Annotated in this window: 12 protein-coding genes; 8 read left to right on the top strand and 4 right to left on the bottom strand. The window is 36.6% G+C overall.

Features of this window, described 5'->3' with window-relative positions; all coding sequences use genetic code 11:
• The first annotated feature begins 172 nt into the window (after window positions 1-172).
• The 7 genes from AC27VX_RS19440 (at window position 173) to AC27VX_RS19410 (ending at window position 13,375) form a co-directional block, all read left to right on the top strand.
• On the top strand, window positions 173-3,517 hold the full coding sequence (locus tag AC27VX_RS19440) for a T9SS type B sorting domain-containing protein (RefSeq protein WP_488697413.1): 3,345 nt from the start codon (window positions 173-175) through the stop codon (window positions 3,515-3,517).
• 78 nt (window positions 3,518-3,595) lie between these two features.
• Window positions 3,596-6,424: a T9SS type B sorting domain-containing protein gene (locus AC27VX_RS19435; RefSeq protein ID WP_488697411.1), complete on the top strand. Its 2,829-nt coding sequence runs from the start codon at window positions 3,596-3,598 to the stop codon at window positions 6,422-6,424.
• 112 nt (window positions 6,425-6,536) lie between these two features.
• On the top strand, window positions 6,537-9,935 hold the full coding sequence (locus tag AC27VX_RS19430) for a T9SS type B sorting domain-containing protein (protein ID WP_488697409.1): 3,399 nt from the start codon (window positions 6,537-6,539) through the stop codon (window positions 9,933-9,935).
• A 293-nt stretch (window positions 9,936-10,228) separates the two neighbouring features.
• Entirely contained in the window at window positions 10,229-11,023 is a 795-nt protein-coding gene (locus tag AC27VX_RS19425; RefSeq protein WP_236856296.1) for a hypothetical protein, read from the top strand.
• A 288-nt stretch (window positions 11,024-11,311) separates the two neighbouring features.
• Window positions 11,312-12,076: a DUF6759 domain-containing protein gene (locus AC27VX_RS19420; protein WP_236856297.1), complete on the top strand. Its 765-nt coding sequence runs from the start codon at window positions 11,312-11,314 to the stop codon at window positions 12,074-12,076.
• A gap of 96 nt (window positions 12,077-12,172) precedes the next feature.
• Window positions 12,173-12,850 (top strand): tRNA (guanosine(46)-N7)-methyltransferase TrmB, encoded by a 678-nt coding sequence (gene trmB / locus AC27VX_RS19415; RefSeq protein ID WP_236856298.1) that lies wholly within the window; start codon window positions 12,173-12,175, stop codon window positions 12,848-12,850.
• A gap of 90 nt (window positions 12,851-12,940) precedes the next feature.
• Window positions 12,941-13,375 carry a DUF6759 domain-containing protein gene (locus AC27VX_RS19410; RefSeq protein WP_488697406.1) on the top strand — a complete coding sequence of 145 codons (435 nt, stop codon included), beginning with the start codon at window positions 12,941-12,943 and terminating at the stop codon, window positions 13,373-13,375.
• Window positions 13,376-13,543: 168 nt separating this feature from the next.
• On the opposite strand, the gene rpsB is transcribed toward AC27VX_RS19410, so the two are convergent.
• The 3 genes from rpsB to rplM form a co-directional block, all read right to left on the bottom strand.
• A complete protein-coding gene (rpsB, locus tag AC27VX_RS19405; protein WP_047488674.1) occupies window positions 13,544-14,305 on the bottom strand; it encodes a 30S ribosomal protein S2 in 762 nt (253 codons plus the stop codon).
• A gap of 182 nt (window positions 14,306-14,487) precedes the next feature.
• Window positions 14,488-14,874, bottom strand: coding sequence for a 30S ribosomal protein S9 (gene rpsI, locus AC27VX_RS19400; RefSeq protein ID WP_047373582.1), 387 nt, complete (start codon window positions 14,872-14,874; stop codon window positions 14,488-14,490).
• A gap of 6 nt (window positions 14,875-14,880) precedes the next feature.
• Window positions 14,881-15,336, bottom strand: coding sequence for a 50S ribosomal protein L13 (gene rplM / locus AC27VX_RS19395; RefSeq protein WP_047385928.1), 456 nt, complete (start codon window positions 15,334-15,336; stop codon window positions 14,881-14,883).
• Between the two features lie 345 nt (window positions 15,337-15,681).
• On the opposite strand from rplM, the gene AC27VX_RS19390 reads away from it, so the two are divergent.
• Window positions 15,682-16,785 carry a DUF3667 domain-containing protein gene (locus tag AC27VX_RS19390; RefSeq protein ID WP_236856300.1) on the top strand — a complete coding sequence of 368 codons (1,104 nt, stop codon included), beginning with the start codon at window positions 15,682-15,684 and terminating at the stop codon, window positions 16,783-16,785.
• Window positions 16,786-16,822: 37 nt separating this feature from the next.
• Here AC27VX_RS19390 and AC27VX_RS19385 read toward each other — a convergent pair whose 3' ends face one another.
• Window positions 16,823-17,155, bottom strand: coding sequence for a hypothetical protein (locus AC27VX_RS19385; RefSeq protein WP_236856301.1), 333 nt, complete (start codon window positions 17,153-17,155; stop codon window positions 16,823-16,825).
• Window positions 17,156-17,157: the final 2 nt, after the last annotated feature.

Raw genomic sequence — 17,157 nt, 5'->3', positions numbered from 1 at the left:
ATCCCGGTGAATTTTCACCGGGATTTTTTCATGAATAAAAGTTGCAATTATTAACAGAATATGACGTGTATTTTAAATATTCAACATTTACATAATAATCACATTTTCAAAGTTTTTTTTGTATAAAAAATAGATTATTAATGCTTAAATTTGCGGCCCCTTATAATAACGCATGAAAAAATTTCTACTAGCTATTTGTGCTTTTCTTTGTTTATTAGTTAATGCACAATTGGATACTGAGCACTGGTTTGCTCCTATGTCGGCAAGCAATCTTCAGGGAACGCCAAAAGGTTACCTGTATCTTTCGACTAACGAAATCACCCCTTTCCCTGTACAGGTTTACAACAATAACAATGTCATCACTACTGTTCAGGTAAGTAAAGGAAACCCCGCACAGGTCACCATCGCCAATAACATGATGATCGCCTCTATTCCATCCGGACTTTTCAATCAAACTTCAATGGGACTGTATGTAAAAGGAAATAAAAAATTCTTTGCCAGCTACAGATTTACAGTTTCAGATCAGGCTGAATTTATTACTTCCAAAGGATCTGCAGGACTAGGCAAAACATTTTTTGTAGGTATGGCTCCTAATACCACTGCCAAGCCCTATGTAAACTCAACAATTGGCGTTACTGCTACAGAAGACAATACCACAGTAACCATATCAGGCTATAACCCTGCTGTTGTTTTCTCTGATGGTATTTCAGCTCCGTCAAGAACTTTTACCATTAATAAAGGTAAGTCATATATTCTTGAAGCACAGAGTAATCTTAATCCCAACAACTTAACAGGATTGGTAGGAGCAAAAATAACGGCCACTAAACCAATATCTGTAACTAACGGAAATTTCAACAGTATTTATACTACTCAAAACAATACTAACGTAGATGTGCTGATGGACCAGTCAGTTCCTGTTGAAAGATTAGGAAAAGATTTTATAATGGTAAAAGGAAATGGACCGGCCAATTCAGGAATGGAAGCTGCTGTAGTAGTTGCCACAGTGAACAACACCAAGCTTACTGTAAATGGAACTCTCTTAAATGCTGTAACTCTAAATGCCGGACAATACTATGTTGTTCAGGGTACAAATTACATCAATCAGGGAACCGGAAACTTCAACATGAGTATTTCCGCCAACAATAATGTATATGTATACCAGTTACTTGCAGGAACTGCCACAGGTAATATTTATGCTACAGGAGGAATGAATTTTATTCCCCCTTTAAGCTGTTTTTTACCTAAAGAGATTAATGAGATTGGCTCCATTAATAAAATAGGAAATGATACGTTTAATACAAGACTTAATATCATTACTCAGGCAGGTGCTGCTGTGACAGTGAATGGTGCACCAATTGCCGCGGGTAATGGTCCTGCCCCGGTAGCAGGAAATTCTAACTGGGTTACTTACTCTATTCCAAGTGTGACAGGAAATATTACCGTGAACTCTACAAAACCTGTTACCGCAGGAATTGCGGCAGGAAACGGAGCAGTAGGATATGGAGGCTATTTTGCGGGATTCTCTTCTGTACCGGTAATTACCAAAACAGGAGACTGCTATAATGGAGTGCTTCTTTCAGTAGAGACAGGTTTTGATGCCTACCAATGGTACCTGAACGGAACTCTTATTACTGGAGCAACCTCTCCTTCTATCAACCCGGATTTGTATGGGACCGGAATATACACCTGTTATATTACTAAAAACAACTGTGAATCAAGGTTTACTGCAGATTTTGACTATACAGCATGTCCTCCTATTACAACTACAACTTATGATATTGGATCATGTAATACGAAAGTAATTACTCCTGTATTTACTAATTCTCCTCAGGCTGTTGATCCTTCCAATACAAGTATTATTGTACACCCTACCAACGGAACAGTCTTTGTAAACCCTACAACAGGGCAAATTACTTACACTCCGAATGCAGGGATTACTACTGATATTACAGATACATTTACCTATTATATTCAGGGAACTGGAAATCCGGCTTCATTTGAATATTTTAAGATTATCGTGAATACGCATATTCTTCAAACGACTAACGCTTCTTTAACTACTTGCTCTACTACTAATGGCAATGGGACTTTCAACCTGACAACAGCCAATGTAACTTCGACTCCAAATACTAGTGTAACCTATTTCACCAATGCTAACTTAACAGGGCCAATAGCAACACCAGCTTCTTATACAGGACCTGCAGGAACAGTGTATGCGAATGTAACAGCATATGGATGCTCTAAAGTTGCTACGATAACATTAACTACTTATCCTACTCCAAATATCAATACCAATAACTTCAATGCGAATATATGTGATGATAATTTTGATGGAATTGTAAGTGTTAATTTTGCCAACGTTACTCCGCAGATAGTAACCAATCCCGCCAACTTCCTTGTCAGATATTATCTTACTCAGGCTGATGCCAATGCAGGAAATAACAATACTCTTCCTGCTAACTGGACATTTACAGCTAACACTACAGTATATATAAATGTAACTGGCCTTGTCGGAGAATGTCCAGCAGCTTTTGGACAGATCAATTTTACCATAGGAAATAAAGTTTCTTTGATTACAGGTACCGCAAAAGTTGATATCTGTGACAATGACCTGAATGGTTCAGAAGTAGTAAACCTTAATGATTATAAAGGCTTATTTACCACAGACCCAACTGTTATTTTATCATTTTACACTTCACTGGCTAATGCGCAGGCTGGAATAAATCCCATTTCAGCATCACAAACACTTACTTCAGCAGGTACTTTTTACGTTAGATTCCAGAGCAGTACAGCTTGTCCTAATACAGCCGCTTTAACCCTTGCTCTAAAATCTCCGAAGAAATCTGAGAGACTTCACGATCAGGTTATCTGTTCAAATGATAAAATAGTCTTAGATGCAGGGCCAGGTTTTTCATCTTATTTATGGAGCACCGGGGCTACCAGCCAATCAATATCTGCAGGAGCAGGAAATTATTACGTAGATCTTGGGTTCAACGGGTGTGTGTACCGTCAATATGTGAATGTAACCACATCACAGGCTCCTATTATTGCCAAAATAGATGTTATAGGAACTACAGCAACAGTTTCGGTGACTGGTGGAACTCCTCCTTATAAGTACTCATTAAATGGTTTTGATTACCAGGCTTCGAATGTTTTCACCGGATTATCAAGAGGACTTCACACAATGTATGTATTAGGTTCAGACGGATGCCATCATGTAACAAAAGAATTTTTGGTCATCAATCTTATTAATACTATTACTCCAAACGGCGATGGGATTAATGATGTTCTTAACTATTCTGAGTTAAGAATAAAGAAGAATGTCAGCATAGAAGTGGCGGACCGATATGGAGCTTCGGTATATAAATCATCTGAGAAAAACTATATGTGGGACGGAAAATCTAATGGCAGAAACCTGCCTACCGGAACATACTGGTATGTAATCAAATGGACTGAGCCAGACACTCAATTACCAGTTTCATATTCAGGATGGCTTTTAATTAAAAATAGAGAGTAATATTTAACATTTATTTACATTTTATTAAAAGTATTTGAATTTTTATTTTAATTTTGTGCAAATCCTAATTCCATACACATGAAAAGATTTCTACTCAGTTTGGTATTAATTTTTTTTACAATTAATACTCTCTTTGCGCAAAGGGATACCGAGCATTGGATTGCTCCTTACTACGACAGTTACGGAGGTTATGCCAATATGATATACCTGTCCACTGATTCGGCAACCCCTTTTGACGTTACCATTTACAACAATGGTAATATAATTACAACCGTTACCATCAGTAAGGGTAGCCCACAAACCTACAAAGTAGCTAATAACCTGATCTCTACAGGTACCACAACAGATGCCTTTGTTATTGGTAATAAAGGACTTTACTTAAAAGGGGCTAAACCTTTTTACTGCAGTCTGAGGCTTGCTCAGGATATCCATGGAGAGGTTATTACCAGTAAAGGGAAAGCTGGAATCGGGAAAATGTTTTATGTTGCTACCAGCCCAAATACAGATACCAATAGTGTTTATAACTTCACAGCAGGTATTCTTGCTACTGAAGATAATACCAACGTAACTGTATCATGGAATGCTACTGCCGGGGTCACCTTTATCAATGGAAACCCTACCGGTAATACCCATTCTTTTACTTTACAAAAGGGACAATCTTTTCTATTTGCAGGATTAGGGTCTGTATCAGCTAATAAATCCGGATTTATTGGTGCGAAGGTAGTTGCCGATAAACCAGTAACCCTTACCAATGGTAGCTGTAACGGTAATTTTTCAGCAACAACATCAGGAACAGATCCAATTCTTGACCAGTCCGTTCCGGTTGACAGGCTTGGGAACACCTTTGCAATGGTTAAAACCAGATCTACTCAGCCTACTTTAAATATGGAAGGAGGTCTTATTATTGCTACAGAGGACAATACAGAAATCTATTTAAACGGTGGAACAACGCCGGTTCAAACCCTGAATGCTGGCCAATGGTACAGAATTAATGAAACAAGCTATGTAACTCAGGCCGGTACCGGAAACCATTCTAATATGTTTATCTCAACAACCAAGAATGTGTATCTGTATCAATTTATCGGAATATTAAGTAATGCAGCAACCAACGGATTTAACTATATTCCGCCTTTAAACTGTTTTCTTCCCAGAAAAATTGATGAAATCGGAAAGATCAACGAAATGCCTCTCGGTACCAATGGGGCAAGTATTACACAAAGTGATTTAATTATAAAATTAAATATTCTAACCGAAGCAGGTGCTACTGTATTGGTAAATAATACCCCTCCTACAGCTGATCAGGGACCTTATCCCCTGACAGGAAATACCAACTGGGTAACTTATGCATTAACCGGAGTTACCGGAAACCTTACCATTACTTCTACAAAAGCTGTAACAGCAGGTATTAATGGAGGGTATAGTTCAGCAGGATACGGAGGGTACTTTGCAGGATTTTCATCAATTCCTGTAATTTCTAAAAAAACAGGAGAATGTGTTCCTGGTATTATTCTGGAAGTAGATGACAGCTACGAAACATACCAGTGGTATCGTAACGGAGTTGCTATTCCGGGAGCTACTTCTTACACTTACACTCCAACCCAATCTGGAAATTATACGGTAAAAGTAACAATGGGATCATGTCCTCCTGTTACTACGCCAATCTATAATGTACAAACTTGTTTAAAAGAAACAACGCAAGCACTTAATGCCTGCTCTACAAAAATTATTACACCGGCGTTTACTTCATCTACTCAGACTCCGGTAGCAACTACTGTAGTGATTGTAACCCCTCCCACTAAAGGTACAGCTGTAGTGAATCCAAATGGTACAATCACTTACAATCCAAATGCAGGATACCTGGGATCAGATAAGATTGTTTATAAATTCTGTGGAAATGATCCTTTATTCACAGATTGCGAACAGGTAACTTTAACCCTTACTGTAGTACCATTTATTGTACAGGATGTGACGATTAAAGCCTGCTGGTATGATGTAGCTCCTTATGCTTATTTCGATCTTACCAAAGCTAAGGTTACTGACTATAATGCAGTGGTAAAAAAATACTACCGTACATTAAATGACCTAACTGCCGGGATAAATGAAATAACAACACCTGACAACTTCCCTGCAACGGGCGGAGTAGTATATGTGAAAGTTACCACTGCCGAAGGATGTACTGCAAATGCAAAAATTACTTTAGTTCCACTTCCAATCAAAAAATCACCAATTCTGGTAGATCAGTATATCTGTATGGATGCTAAGACTGATCTGGATGCCGGTTCTGGGTATGATTCATATGAATGGAGCACAGGTGCAACCACGCAGGGCATCAGAAATATCGGAGTTGGAGAATACTCTGTAATTCTTGGTAAAAACGGATGTTTCCTTACGCAGGTAGTAAAAGTTAAGAAAGTTGAAGATCCGGTAATTCAAACAATCGAGATCAACAATAATAGTGCAACAGTAATTGTAAGCGGAGGTAAGCCACCTTACAAGTATGCAGTAGATGGAACAGCTAACTGGCAAGATTCAAATACTTTTACAGGATTATCAAGAGGACAACATACCTTCTATGTGAAAGATGTTTACAACTGTAATCCTACTTCTGTAGAAATTACAATTCCTAATCTTGTAAATGCAATCACTCCTAACGGAGATAATGTAAATGACTTTATAGATTACAGCGAGTTGGCTTATAAAGAAAATCTTTCGTTTGTAGTATATGACAGATATGGAAATATGGTATTTACCGGAAATAAATTCAACAACTACAGATGGGATGGAAAACATTTCGACAAAAAACTTGTAACAGGAACTTATTGGTATCATATCAACTGGAATGAGTCCAATAAAGACAAAACTCCAATAAAATATACAGGCTGGATTCTCGTAAAAAACAGAGACTAATATTTTAAACATACATTTTAAAAACCACGATTTTGAAATCGTGGTTTTTTTATTATATTTTCAAGTATTTAATACTTTTTATTATTAAATTTGTGACAAATACTAATACTGAATGAAGAAAACTCTATCTTTTTTATTTATATTTTATATTTTCTCTTCTCTTTTCGCCCAATTAGACAGAGAACATTGGTTTGCACCGATGGTAGACAGGAGCGGTGCCCCCAGCCCCTTCCAGAAGCTGTATTTATCAACAAGCAGAACAACCCCCTTCCCTGTAAGTATATATAACAACAATGTTTTAATCGGAACTGTGAATATCAGCAAAAATAATCCACAGAAATTCGATGTACTAAGAAATTATATCATTACTACCCAGCAGGCAGACTTATTTACTCCTACTACAAAAGGGTTATATCTGAAGGCAGAATTCCCATTTTATGCCAATTTTAGATTTTCAGTATACAACCACGCAGAAATTATTACTTCCAAAGGAATTCCTTCTACCGGAAAAAATTTCTATGCTGCATCCGCACCCATCACGGTAAGTAATACTATTCTGGACTTTATGACCAGTGTTTTGGCCACAGAAGATAATACTACAGTTACTATTTCCGGATATAGCCCCAACGTTCAGTTTTCCAACGGGACTACCGGAACTACAAATCCGACTATGACTTTTACTTTGAATAAAGGACAGTCTTATATCATTGATGGAATAGGAAATATTACAGGAAATTTTGACGGATTCATTGGTGCAAAAATTACAGCAACCAAACCGGTGAATGTCACCAACGGAAATTTTAACGGACAATATGCGGGCAACTATAGCTCGAGCTCTGATATTTTGATGGATCAGGCGGTTCCCGTCAACCGGCTCGGAAATGAATTTGCATTGGTAAAAGGGAACGGCAGTATTGGCTCCAATATGGAAGGAGCCGTCGTAATTGCTACGGAAGATAATACTCAAATTTATGTCAATAACGAGCCACTGCCTGTAGCGACTATCAACACTGGAAAATACTTTGTAATTCCTGATATCAAATACAGTCTACACGGAACATCACATTACAATCTATATATTAAAACATCTAAAAATGCTTATGTTTATCAGATTTTAGCAGGAGACTCAAATACAGGAAATGAGGTAGCCACCGGAGGATTCAATTTTATTCCAGCTCTGAACTGCTACCTTCCAAAACAAATTAACGAGCTTGGATTCATCGATGAAAACTTTGTTCTTTCAAATGGAAACCCTACCGGAATTCTCAATATTCCGACAAAACTTAATCTTATTACACAAAGAGGAGCGAATGTTACTGTAAACGGTTCAACGCCGCTTGCAGCATATGGACCTTATGATATGACAGGAACCAATAACTGGGTTACCTATGGAATCCCCAATGTTACCGGAACAATCACTATCGTATCAGATAAAGCTATTACTGCCGGAATCACTGCCGGAAGTGATGCTGTGGGATACGGAGGCTTTTTCGCCGGATTTCCTACACAACCTGTGATTTTAAAATCAGGTGGAGACTGTATTCCGGGAATAGTTCTCACAGTAGACCCTATTATTTATGATACCTATCAATGGTACAGAAACGGAATCCTTGTCAATGGGGCCACATCTTCTTCTTTAACACCAACTCAATCCGGCTATTATACTTGCTCAGTTACAATGGGAACCTGTGCACCTTTAGTAACTGATCAATTCAAGGTACTGAATTGTACAAAGCTAACCACAGCCGCTTATAATGTTTGTAATACACAGGTTATAACTCCTGCATTCAGCAGTTCATCCCAGACCCCGCTTCCCGCTACTGTGGCCATTTCTACTCCCCCTGCACTGGGGACAGCAGTTATCAACCCTGCGACAGGAATTATTACTTATACTGTTACCAATCCCGGTACATCCGGAAATGATACATTCACTTATACATTCTGCGGAAACGATCCTGATTTCCCGGATTGTGAAACAATAACAGTGAACATTACGATCCAGGCACTCACTGTAACCAATGTAACACTAAATGCGTGTGATATAAACGGGCAGGGAACATTTAATCTGACCACGGCCAATGTAACTAATAATAATCCAGTTACCATTTCCTATTACCCGACATTAGCAAATGCCCAGACTGAAAACCCGACAGCCTTAATTACTTCCCCAAACAATTATACAGCACCTAATGGAACCATCATATATGCTGTTGTAAAAAATAGTATTGGCTGTAAAAGTATTGCTCAAATCACCCTATCTTTATTCAACAAAGCAATTATCCAGGACAACTATAATGGCATTTTTTGCGATGATAATCTGGATGGAACCGTTAATATCGTGCTGCCCAATATTACCGGTATTATCCTTAATAATCCTGCTTATTTTACCAATGTAAGATATTATGCAAATCTTGCGGATGCCACCGCCGGAAATACCAACACACTTCCTAATAACTGGAGCTATACTGCTACGACTACCATTTATATCAGAGTTGATTCTCCTGATGGATGTGCTTCAGTTATTAAGCCTTTGCTATTCAGTATTGGAGCAAGAATACAACTATTAACGCAAACGGTTACAGATAGCGTATGTGATGATGATCTGGATGGAATAAAAACAGTAAATCTGACGCAGTTTATTCCTCAGTTTACGTTAGATCCGAATGTCACGTACACGTTTCATTCAACGTTATCAGATGCTCAGAATAATGTAAATGCCATTCCGGCAGCAGTCAATATTACAACTTCCCAGACCTATTATATTCGTTTTGAAAAAAGTGGAGTCTGTCCGGAAGTAGCTTCTATAAAAATTAATATTAAAATTCCTAAAAAATCTGACCTGCTAAAAGATCAGGCGATCTGTCCAAAAACCTATACTACACTGGATGCAGGACCTGGATTTGAAAGATACTTATGGAGTACCGGAGAAACAACCCCTTCTATCACAAATGTTCCCGCAGGAAGTTATTGGGTAGAACTGACATCAAACGGCTGTGTTTATAAGCAGTACGTAAATGTCACAGAATTACCGAGTCCGATGATTACTTCTATTGAGATTGACGGCACCACTGTAAAAGTTGGAGCAAGCGGCGGTACACCACCTTATGAATACTCTCTTGACGCCGTAGTATGGCAAAGTTCAAATGTATTCTACAATGTGCCAAGAGGGCCTCATAATGTATTTGTAAGAGATTCTAAACTGTGTGAAGAAGTAAAAAAACCATTTGCTATCATTAACCTGATTAACACCATCACTCCTAATGGGGACGGATATAATGAAGTTATTAATTACTCAGCTTTGATGGCTAATGATAATCTTGTATTCCGGATTTTTGACAGATATGGGGCGGAAGTATTCAGAGGGACTCCTGAAAATCAATATACATGGGATGGAAGAATAGGCGGACGCTATGTACCTACTGCTACTTACTGGTATTTTATTACCTGGACAGAATATGGATCTACCCTTTCAGTAAAATATTCAAGCTGGCTGTTGGTAAAGCACAGATAAAAGAAAAAATGGAAAGAAAAAATTCCTAAAGTTGAAACAATAATAAAAATAGATTTTTAGGGATCGGCAGTTTATTTATAATTTTTTAATTAAATGATTTCAAAAATGATTTTCAACCTATTTAAGCTCTTTTCTACCTATTGCATTGCTGTTTCAGGGGAGAGTTACATAAAAAAATTAAACTTATAACACTCCTTAACAGTTTAATCCTAAAGTTTAATATAACTTTAACCTGAATTCATTATCTTACTATTGAAAAATTGCTTTATTTCTATGTAATTTTGCCAAATTATATGAAGAAACTGTTTACTATACTGCTATTGATTTTTCTGGCAAAAATTAATGCTCAAACATACTCCGGAGAGGTATTTCTAAGAGATAATTCGATTTTATACCTGAATCAGGTATATGTTACCAATTTGAATACTCAGAAAACCGTTCTTACGGATTTTAACGGTAATTTTAATGTTCCAGCCAATCCGGGAGATGTAATTCGTTTTACCTCTATCGTTACTGAAAGAAAAGACATTAAAATGACTCCCCAGCTTCTTGCACAGAAAAACCTGGTAGAGCTTAAGATTGCCTATTATGAAATTCAGGAAATTGTACTCAGCAGATTCAAACCCACCGGAAATCTTCGGTATGATGTAAACTCACTCCGAAAAGAAGATAAGGCATATGCCCTTAAAAAAGTAATCGGACTTCCGGAACCTAAAGGAGACGGAACTCCTACAGAGCTTCCTGTTGCCGGATTTAGGGATGGTGGACTTACCTTCAGTCTGGAAAGCATCTATGATCTTCTTTCCGGGGAAAGAAAGAAAAAACAGCGTTTTAAAGCTTATGAAAACATGAATAGTTCTGTCACCCAGATTAAAAATTATTTAGGGAAGGATTACTTTTTAAGATTTAAAATTCCTGAGAATTTAATTGATAATTTCCTTCAGTTTGTTTACACCTCAGAAAATATTCAACCTTATGTATTGGCAGGAAACTTCGAAGCAGTAAAGATTCCTATTGAAAAATATTTGCCGATCTATCAGAAGAGACTTAGAAGCTCACATCTTCAGGAGGTTGTAAGCAGCAATTAAAAATTCCGATAAAAAGTAAATCATACTATACAATAATCCATGTTTCGCGCATGGATTTTTTTTTATGAAACAATAAAAATTCAGCCCAGATCTTTACTACAATTCATAAAAAAATATATTATTCAATTTTTACAGCATATATATCTATAATATTCAAAAATATATTAAATTTATCTCACTAATAAGTGTTTAAAATAAAAATACTTATCTTTCGTTATCCTAATAAAAACTAACCAGTGCAAAACGTAAATTAAATGAGAAACACCAATTCTAACTTAATATTAATTAATGAAAAAAATACTTTTATTACTTTGTTCGGTTTTGTTTTTTATCATTTCTGCCCAAAAAAAAGGAAAAGATTACAGTAACATTCTGAAGAGCAACAATATTTACGAAATCAATGCTTTTTTAAGAGATGCCCACCCGGATGATCCACGGAGATCTGTACTGAAGCCCAGGGTAATGGATATGATGAAAGAATACATTAAGAATGCCCATCCGGCAGATCAGAAAGTAAAAGACATGCAGGAAATGCTTGCCTTACTAAGAAGAAGACCATCCACAAAAATTTCTTTTGAGGAAATGAATGCGATTATCAAACAGAAGCAGATTGCGAGATATAAAGCAGAGCTGGCAGCTAAACAATACAATCCTGTTTATACCCCAAGTACTGCCCAGAATACATTTGTTGTAAACACTGCTGCAAATTCTGCAATTCCTAATGCTGAAGCAGAAGAATTCAACATGCTCATGGCTGTCTCTCCCGTAGAACATAAAAACAAAACAGTAAAAATCCTCAATTCTTTATTTGATAATGATCCTAATGCCAAAGAGTGCATTGTCATGATTCAAAATAAATCAGACTGTAATATCATTGTAAGAATGGAAGGTGTAGGTACTACCAAATACAGGCTGGCAGTACCTGCTCAGGGTGAAGGTTCCATTGTTATAGAAAAAGGCCAGTATCTTTTCTCCAGTTTGGTATGCGGAGCACAATATGCCTCACAAAAAACGATACAAAGAGCCATTATGGTAGCTTTAGGAAGCCAATAGCCTCAATCATAAACGAATTAGTTATCTGTCTTTTACCTCCAAAAGGCAGAGATTCTCCATAAATTTTCACTATTTTTGCACTCATTTTATAACTCAATGGGCAAGAATAAATTAGCAAGATTTGCAGAAAACAAAGTATTACCAAATGTAATCCAACCTACCAGAGAAGACGCCTTAAACGGCTTTGAACTCAAAGGAAAATGGAGAGAAAATTTCTTTAAAAATAACAATCCTATTGTTCTGGAATTAGGTTGTGGTAAAGGAGAATATTCTGTAGGACTTGCAAAAACATTTCCTGAAAAGAACTTTGTCGGAATTGATATCAAAGGGGCAAGATTCTGGTTTGGAGCTAAAGAAGCAGTCGACAACAATATGAATAATGTTGCCTTTCTAAGAACACAGATCGAACTTGTTGATTATTTCTTCGCAGAAAATGAAGTAGACGAAATCTGGATTACCTTTCCGGATCCACAAATCAAATATAAAAGAACGAAACACAGACTAACACATCCTGACTTTTTAGCACGTTATAAAAAGTTCCTGAAACCTGGAGGTATTGTTCATTTAAAAACCGACTCAGAGTTCCTGCATGGCTATACTCTTGGATATTTACAGGGAGCAGGATACGAAATTGTCAGCGCTCACCACGATATCTATGGAGCCCCGGAATATGATCCTAATACAGAGCATTTAAGGGATATCAGAACGTATTATGAGGAACTGTTCTCCGCTAAAGGAAAAACCATTACTTATATCAAATTTAAAATAAACTGATAAAAGATAATCCCGGTACACATCGAACGCACTTCAAAGCTTTCAGATCTGGAAAATCATTGAAAATAAAATCACAAAAATAAAAGAGGTATGAAGAAGCTATTAGTTCTTACCGGAATTTTATATGTTCTTATCAGCTGTAACGCCAACTATGGAAGTTATCCGGTAAGGAACAGATATCCTGTTTATAATTCCGGCAGCCCGGCGAATACAGAAAGAGAATACAGCGAATTGATAAAAACCTACAAACCTGAGACTGCAGAAGTTCTTACTGATCTTTTTAATAGTGACGATCCAAGTAATTCTAAAACTTCTGTTTCAGTAACCAATAAATCTCCCTGCAATATGGTACTCACTATAAGCGGGAACAATTTTTTCAAGAAGATTCCGATTGGAGCAGGAAAAATAGGATATACAATGGTTCCTAAAAACCAAAATTACAGATTATCCGGAATGCTTTGTAATTCTACTTATCAATCTACAAAGTACATAACAAGTTCCTATTCAATATCCCTTTCAAACTAAATAAAACCGCAGAATTCTGCGGTTTTATTATTTTATAACTGTTATATTCAAATTACAAATTATCAGGACCCAATAAGGGCTTAAAATACTTTTGTTCTTATGTATATATCAACAAAAAAACGCTGGACCTAAATCCAGCGTTTTTCCTATATTAAAGAAAATCTTTAATTATTCTGCATCGAAATCAGCATCTGTATCAGCAGACACCTTTTCTCCTTCTTCTTTAGATTTTTCTTTATCAGCTTTTCTTTGAGACTGACCTTCTTTGATAGATTCAGAAACTACGCTAAGGATCATATCAATAGACTTAGAAGCATCATCGTTTCCTGGGATAACGAAGTCAACTTTTCTAGGGTCAGAGTTTGTATCAACGATACCGAAAACTGGAATACCTAATTTCTTAGCTTCAGTTACCGCGATGTGTTCTCTTAAGATATCAACTACAAATACAGCAGATGGAAGTCTAACCATGTCAGAAATAGAACCTAAGTTCTTCTCTAAGTTAGCTCTTTGTCTGTCAACTTGTAATCTTTCTTTTTTAGATAAAGTTTCGAACGTACCGTCTTTTTTCATTTTGTCGATAGAGTTCATCTTCTTTACAGCCTTTCTGATAGTAACGAAATTCGTTAACATACCTCCCGGCCATCTTTCTGTAATATAAGGCATATTAAGTTCAGAAGCGTGTTTTGCAACTACTTCTTTCGCTTGCTTTTTAGTAGCTACGAAAAGAACTTTTTTACCTGCAGAAGTTAATTTTTCTAAAGCGCTGCACGCCTCATCCAATTTAACTGCTGTTTTATGTAAGTCTACAATGTGAATACCGTTTTTCTCCATAAAAATGTATGGAGCCATATTTGGATTCCACTTTCTAGTCATGTGACCGAAGTGTACGCCAGCCTCTAAAAGGTCTTTTACATTTGCTTTTGCCATGTTTTCTGTTTTTGTTAGTTTACTTTCCGTCTTTTAAACAATCAACAACTTCTTTAGATGGGAGAAGCGTTTGGATGCTAAACGTAACGGGCAATTTTTTTGTTTTGATCAATAGATTTAGAGACAAGATAACAAATTGAATAAATTCTGAAATTTGAGATCTTGAATCTGAAGTCTGAAAATTAACGTTTTGAGAATTGGAATCTCTTTCTTGCTTTTTTCTGACCTGGCTTCTTTCTTTCCACCATTCTTGCGTCTCTTGTAAGTAAACCAGCTGGCTTCAATGCTAATCTGAACTCTGCGTTAATTTCGCATAAAGCTCTTGAAATACCTAATCTGATAGCCTCTGCCTGACCTGTATTTCCACCACCGAATACGTTTACGGTAACGTCATACTGACCAACAGTCTCAGAAAGGATGAACGGCTGGTTTAATTTGTAAACCATCACGTCTGTAGAGAAATATTCTTTAGCATCTTTACCGTTTACTGTAATGTTTCCAGAACCTGGTCTTACATAAACTCTTGCTACAGAAGTTTTTCTTCTTCCGATTTTGTGAACTATAGACATAATTAATTATTTAAATTCGTTAACATTAATTGTTTTCGGCTGTTGAGCTTCATGTTTGTGCTCAGTTCCTTCATATAAATAAAGGTTCTTAAGAATAGCAGATCCTAATCTGTTTTTTGGTAACATACCTTTTACAGACTTTTCTAATACTTTTAAAGAATCTTTCTTTTGAAGTTCAGCCGCAGTCATAGACTTCTGTCCACCAGGGTATCCTGTATGCCAGATATAAGTCTTATCAGCCCACTTGTTTCCGGAAAGTGTAATTTTCCCAGCATTCAAAACGATTACGTTATCACCACAATCTACGTGAGGTGTAAAATTCGTTTTGTGCTTACCTCTCAAAATCTTTGCAACCGTAGAAGCTAGTCTTCCTAACGGCTGTCCTTCAGCGTCTACCACAACCCATTCTTTATTAGCAGTAGCTTTGTTCGCTGAAACAGTTTTGTAACTTAATGTATTCACACGTTTTAGTTAAAGATTAAACATAATTTACCCCTAAAAGGGTGTGCAAAGGTACAATTTATTTTTGTAACCCAAAAACATATTTTATTTAATCTATATAATATCTGCTATCCGACTCTCTATCAATAGATATTAAGCTTATTTATTCCTTTGGCATACATCTTGTAAATAGTTGTGCCGATGAAAAAAAAACGTTAACAGATTCTAAAAACACAAATGATAAAGCAAAGAGTTTATTCCCTCGGCTCTTTCTTTTATTAATTTTACTTTAAAGATTTTCGTAAAAGTTTGTTGATATAATTTATTTATTCATTAAATAATTATATTTGCGCCAAACCCAGAACTATGAGCCACGGAAAAATCAGAGAAGATAAAACCTGCTTAAACTGCGGGCATCAGGTCGAAGAAAGATACTGCCCGGCGTGTGGACAGGAAAATATCGAAAGACGCCAGCCTTTCCATTTTCTTTTCACCCACTTCGTTGAAGATTTCACCCATTATGACGGACAGTTTTGGGGAACCGTAAAAAATCTACTGTTTAAACCGGGGAAGCTTACCAATGTTTATCTGGAAGGTAAGAGACAGAAATTTGTACCTCCGGTAAAGCTATATATTTTTGTCAGTTTCGTTACCTTTTTTGTATTTGCTCTTTTTCCAATGGTCAACGTTAACTTTGGCAACAGAGACGACGTAGCTTCCAGCAAAGGAAAGTTTATCGAAAAAATAACATCTATTGATACTCAGCAAATGCTGGATAGTATAAAAGCAAAAAAAAATCTGACCGCAGAAGACTCCCTGACTATTAAAGGCATAAGTGCCCTTCCAGATTCTGCTAAAATAGAGAATTTGCAAGAGACGTTCGAAATGGACAAAAAAATTGATGACAATATGGGTTATGGGGCATACAAAACAAGGAAGTCTTATGATTCTGCAACAGCTAAAAGTCCCTCATTTTTTGATTTTATTCAGGTCCCGATCGCTCATAAGTTCTTTGAACTGAAAGAAAAGGGAATAACAAAAGAGGAAATTCTCAAAAATATGATGGAAAAATCATTTCATAATTTACCCAAGGCTCTTTTTATATACCTCCCTCTGTTTGCATTCTTTTTATGGATTTTCCACAGTAAGAAAAAGTGGTGGTATTTCGATCATGGAATTTTTACGCTCCATTATTTCTCATTCCTTTTAATGAATATTTTACTCATATTCCTTATTGCTAAACTGATCAGCCTGTCAAATATTGGATTTATCAATCTTCTTCTATATGTACTATTGTCTGCTCTGCTGCTATACATTATAGCCTATTTCTTCATCGCACACCGAAGAGTTTACCATGCCCATGGAATAGTGAGCTTTTTCATTGGAAGTATGCTGTTTGCCCTTAATTTCTTTACCTTTATGGTTTTAGTTGTAGGGCTTGCTCTGATAAGCTTCCTGATGATTCATTAAAATATACAACAAATCTGTTTTTTAAACATCCTCTTTTTTATTTTCTTAAGGACTTGCTTCCTCTGAAGCTGGCAAATAAATAATAAGCGACAAAAACAGTAGAAAACTTAAGAATAGACGGAATCGCCAATTCAAGCTTAAAAATTAAAGTTCCAACAAGGACTAGAATTCCCATGGCTACAAATGACAACCCTAGCTTCTGAGGCAGTGTAAAGTCCGGAGAATCTAAATAATAAGCAGTCCCCCAGGCAGAACCGAAGGCAATAGCATAATAAAAATCCAGTCCGATATTTTCCGAACTTAAAAAGAAATAATTGATAAGGAAGCTTACTACAGTTCCTAATCCGAAATACATCAAAGCTTTTTGCATAT

It is taken from the genome of Chryseobacterium sp. 14P4.3.2 (assembly GCF_057799275.1).
This window is presented reverse-complemented; position numbering and strand designations above follow the sequence as displayed.

Bases quoted from the DNA above. Each gene is read 5' to 3' on its own strand.
- AC27VX_RS19390 (WP_236856300.1), top strand. From the start codon at position 15,682: ATGAGCCACGGAAAAATCAGAGAAGATAAAACCTGCTTAAACTGCGGG.
- rpsI (WP_047373582.1), bottom strand. From the start codon at position 14,874: ATGTCTATAGTTCACAAAATCGGAAGAAGAAAAACTTCTGTAGCAAGA.
- AC27VX_RS19385 (WP_236856301.1), bottom strand. From the start codon at position 17,155: ATGCAAAAAGCTTTGATGTATTTCGGATTAGGAACTGTAGTAAGCTTC.
- AC27VX_RS19440 (WP_488697413.1), top strand. From the start codon at position 173: ATGAAAAAATTTCTACTAGCTATTTGTGCTTTTCTTTGTTTATTAGTT.
- AC27VX_RS19420 (WP_236856297.1), top strand. From the start codon at position 11,312: ATGAAAAAAATACTTTTATTACTTTGTTCGGTTTTGTTTTTTATCATT.
- AC27VX_RS19435 (WP_488697411.1), top strand. From the start codon at position 3,596: ATGAAAAGATTTCTACTCAGTTTGGTATTAATTTTTTTTACAATTAAT.
- AC27VX_RS19425 (WP_236856296.1), top strand. From the start codon at position 10,229: ATGAAGAAACTGTTTACTATACTGCTATTGATTTTTCTGGCAAAAATT.
- AC27VX_RS19430 (WP_488697409.1), top strand. From the start codon at position 6,537: ATGAAGAAAACTCTATCTTTTTTATTTATATTTTATATTTTCTCTTCT.
- trmB (WP_236856298.1), top strand. From the start codon at position 12,173: ATGGGCAAGAATAAATTAGCAAGATTTGCAGAAAACAAAGTATTACCA.
- rpsB (WP_047488674.1), bottom strand. From the start codon at position 14,305: ATGGCAAAAGCAAATGTAAAAGACCTTTTAGAGGCTGGCGTACACTTC.
- AC27VX_RS19410 (WP_488697406.1), top strand. From the start codon at position 12,941: ATGAAGAAGCTATTAGTTCTTACCGGAATTTTATATGTTCTTATCAGC.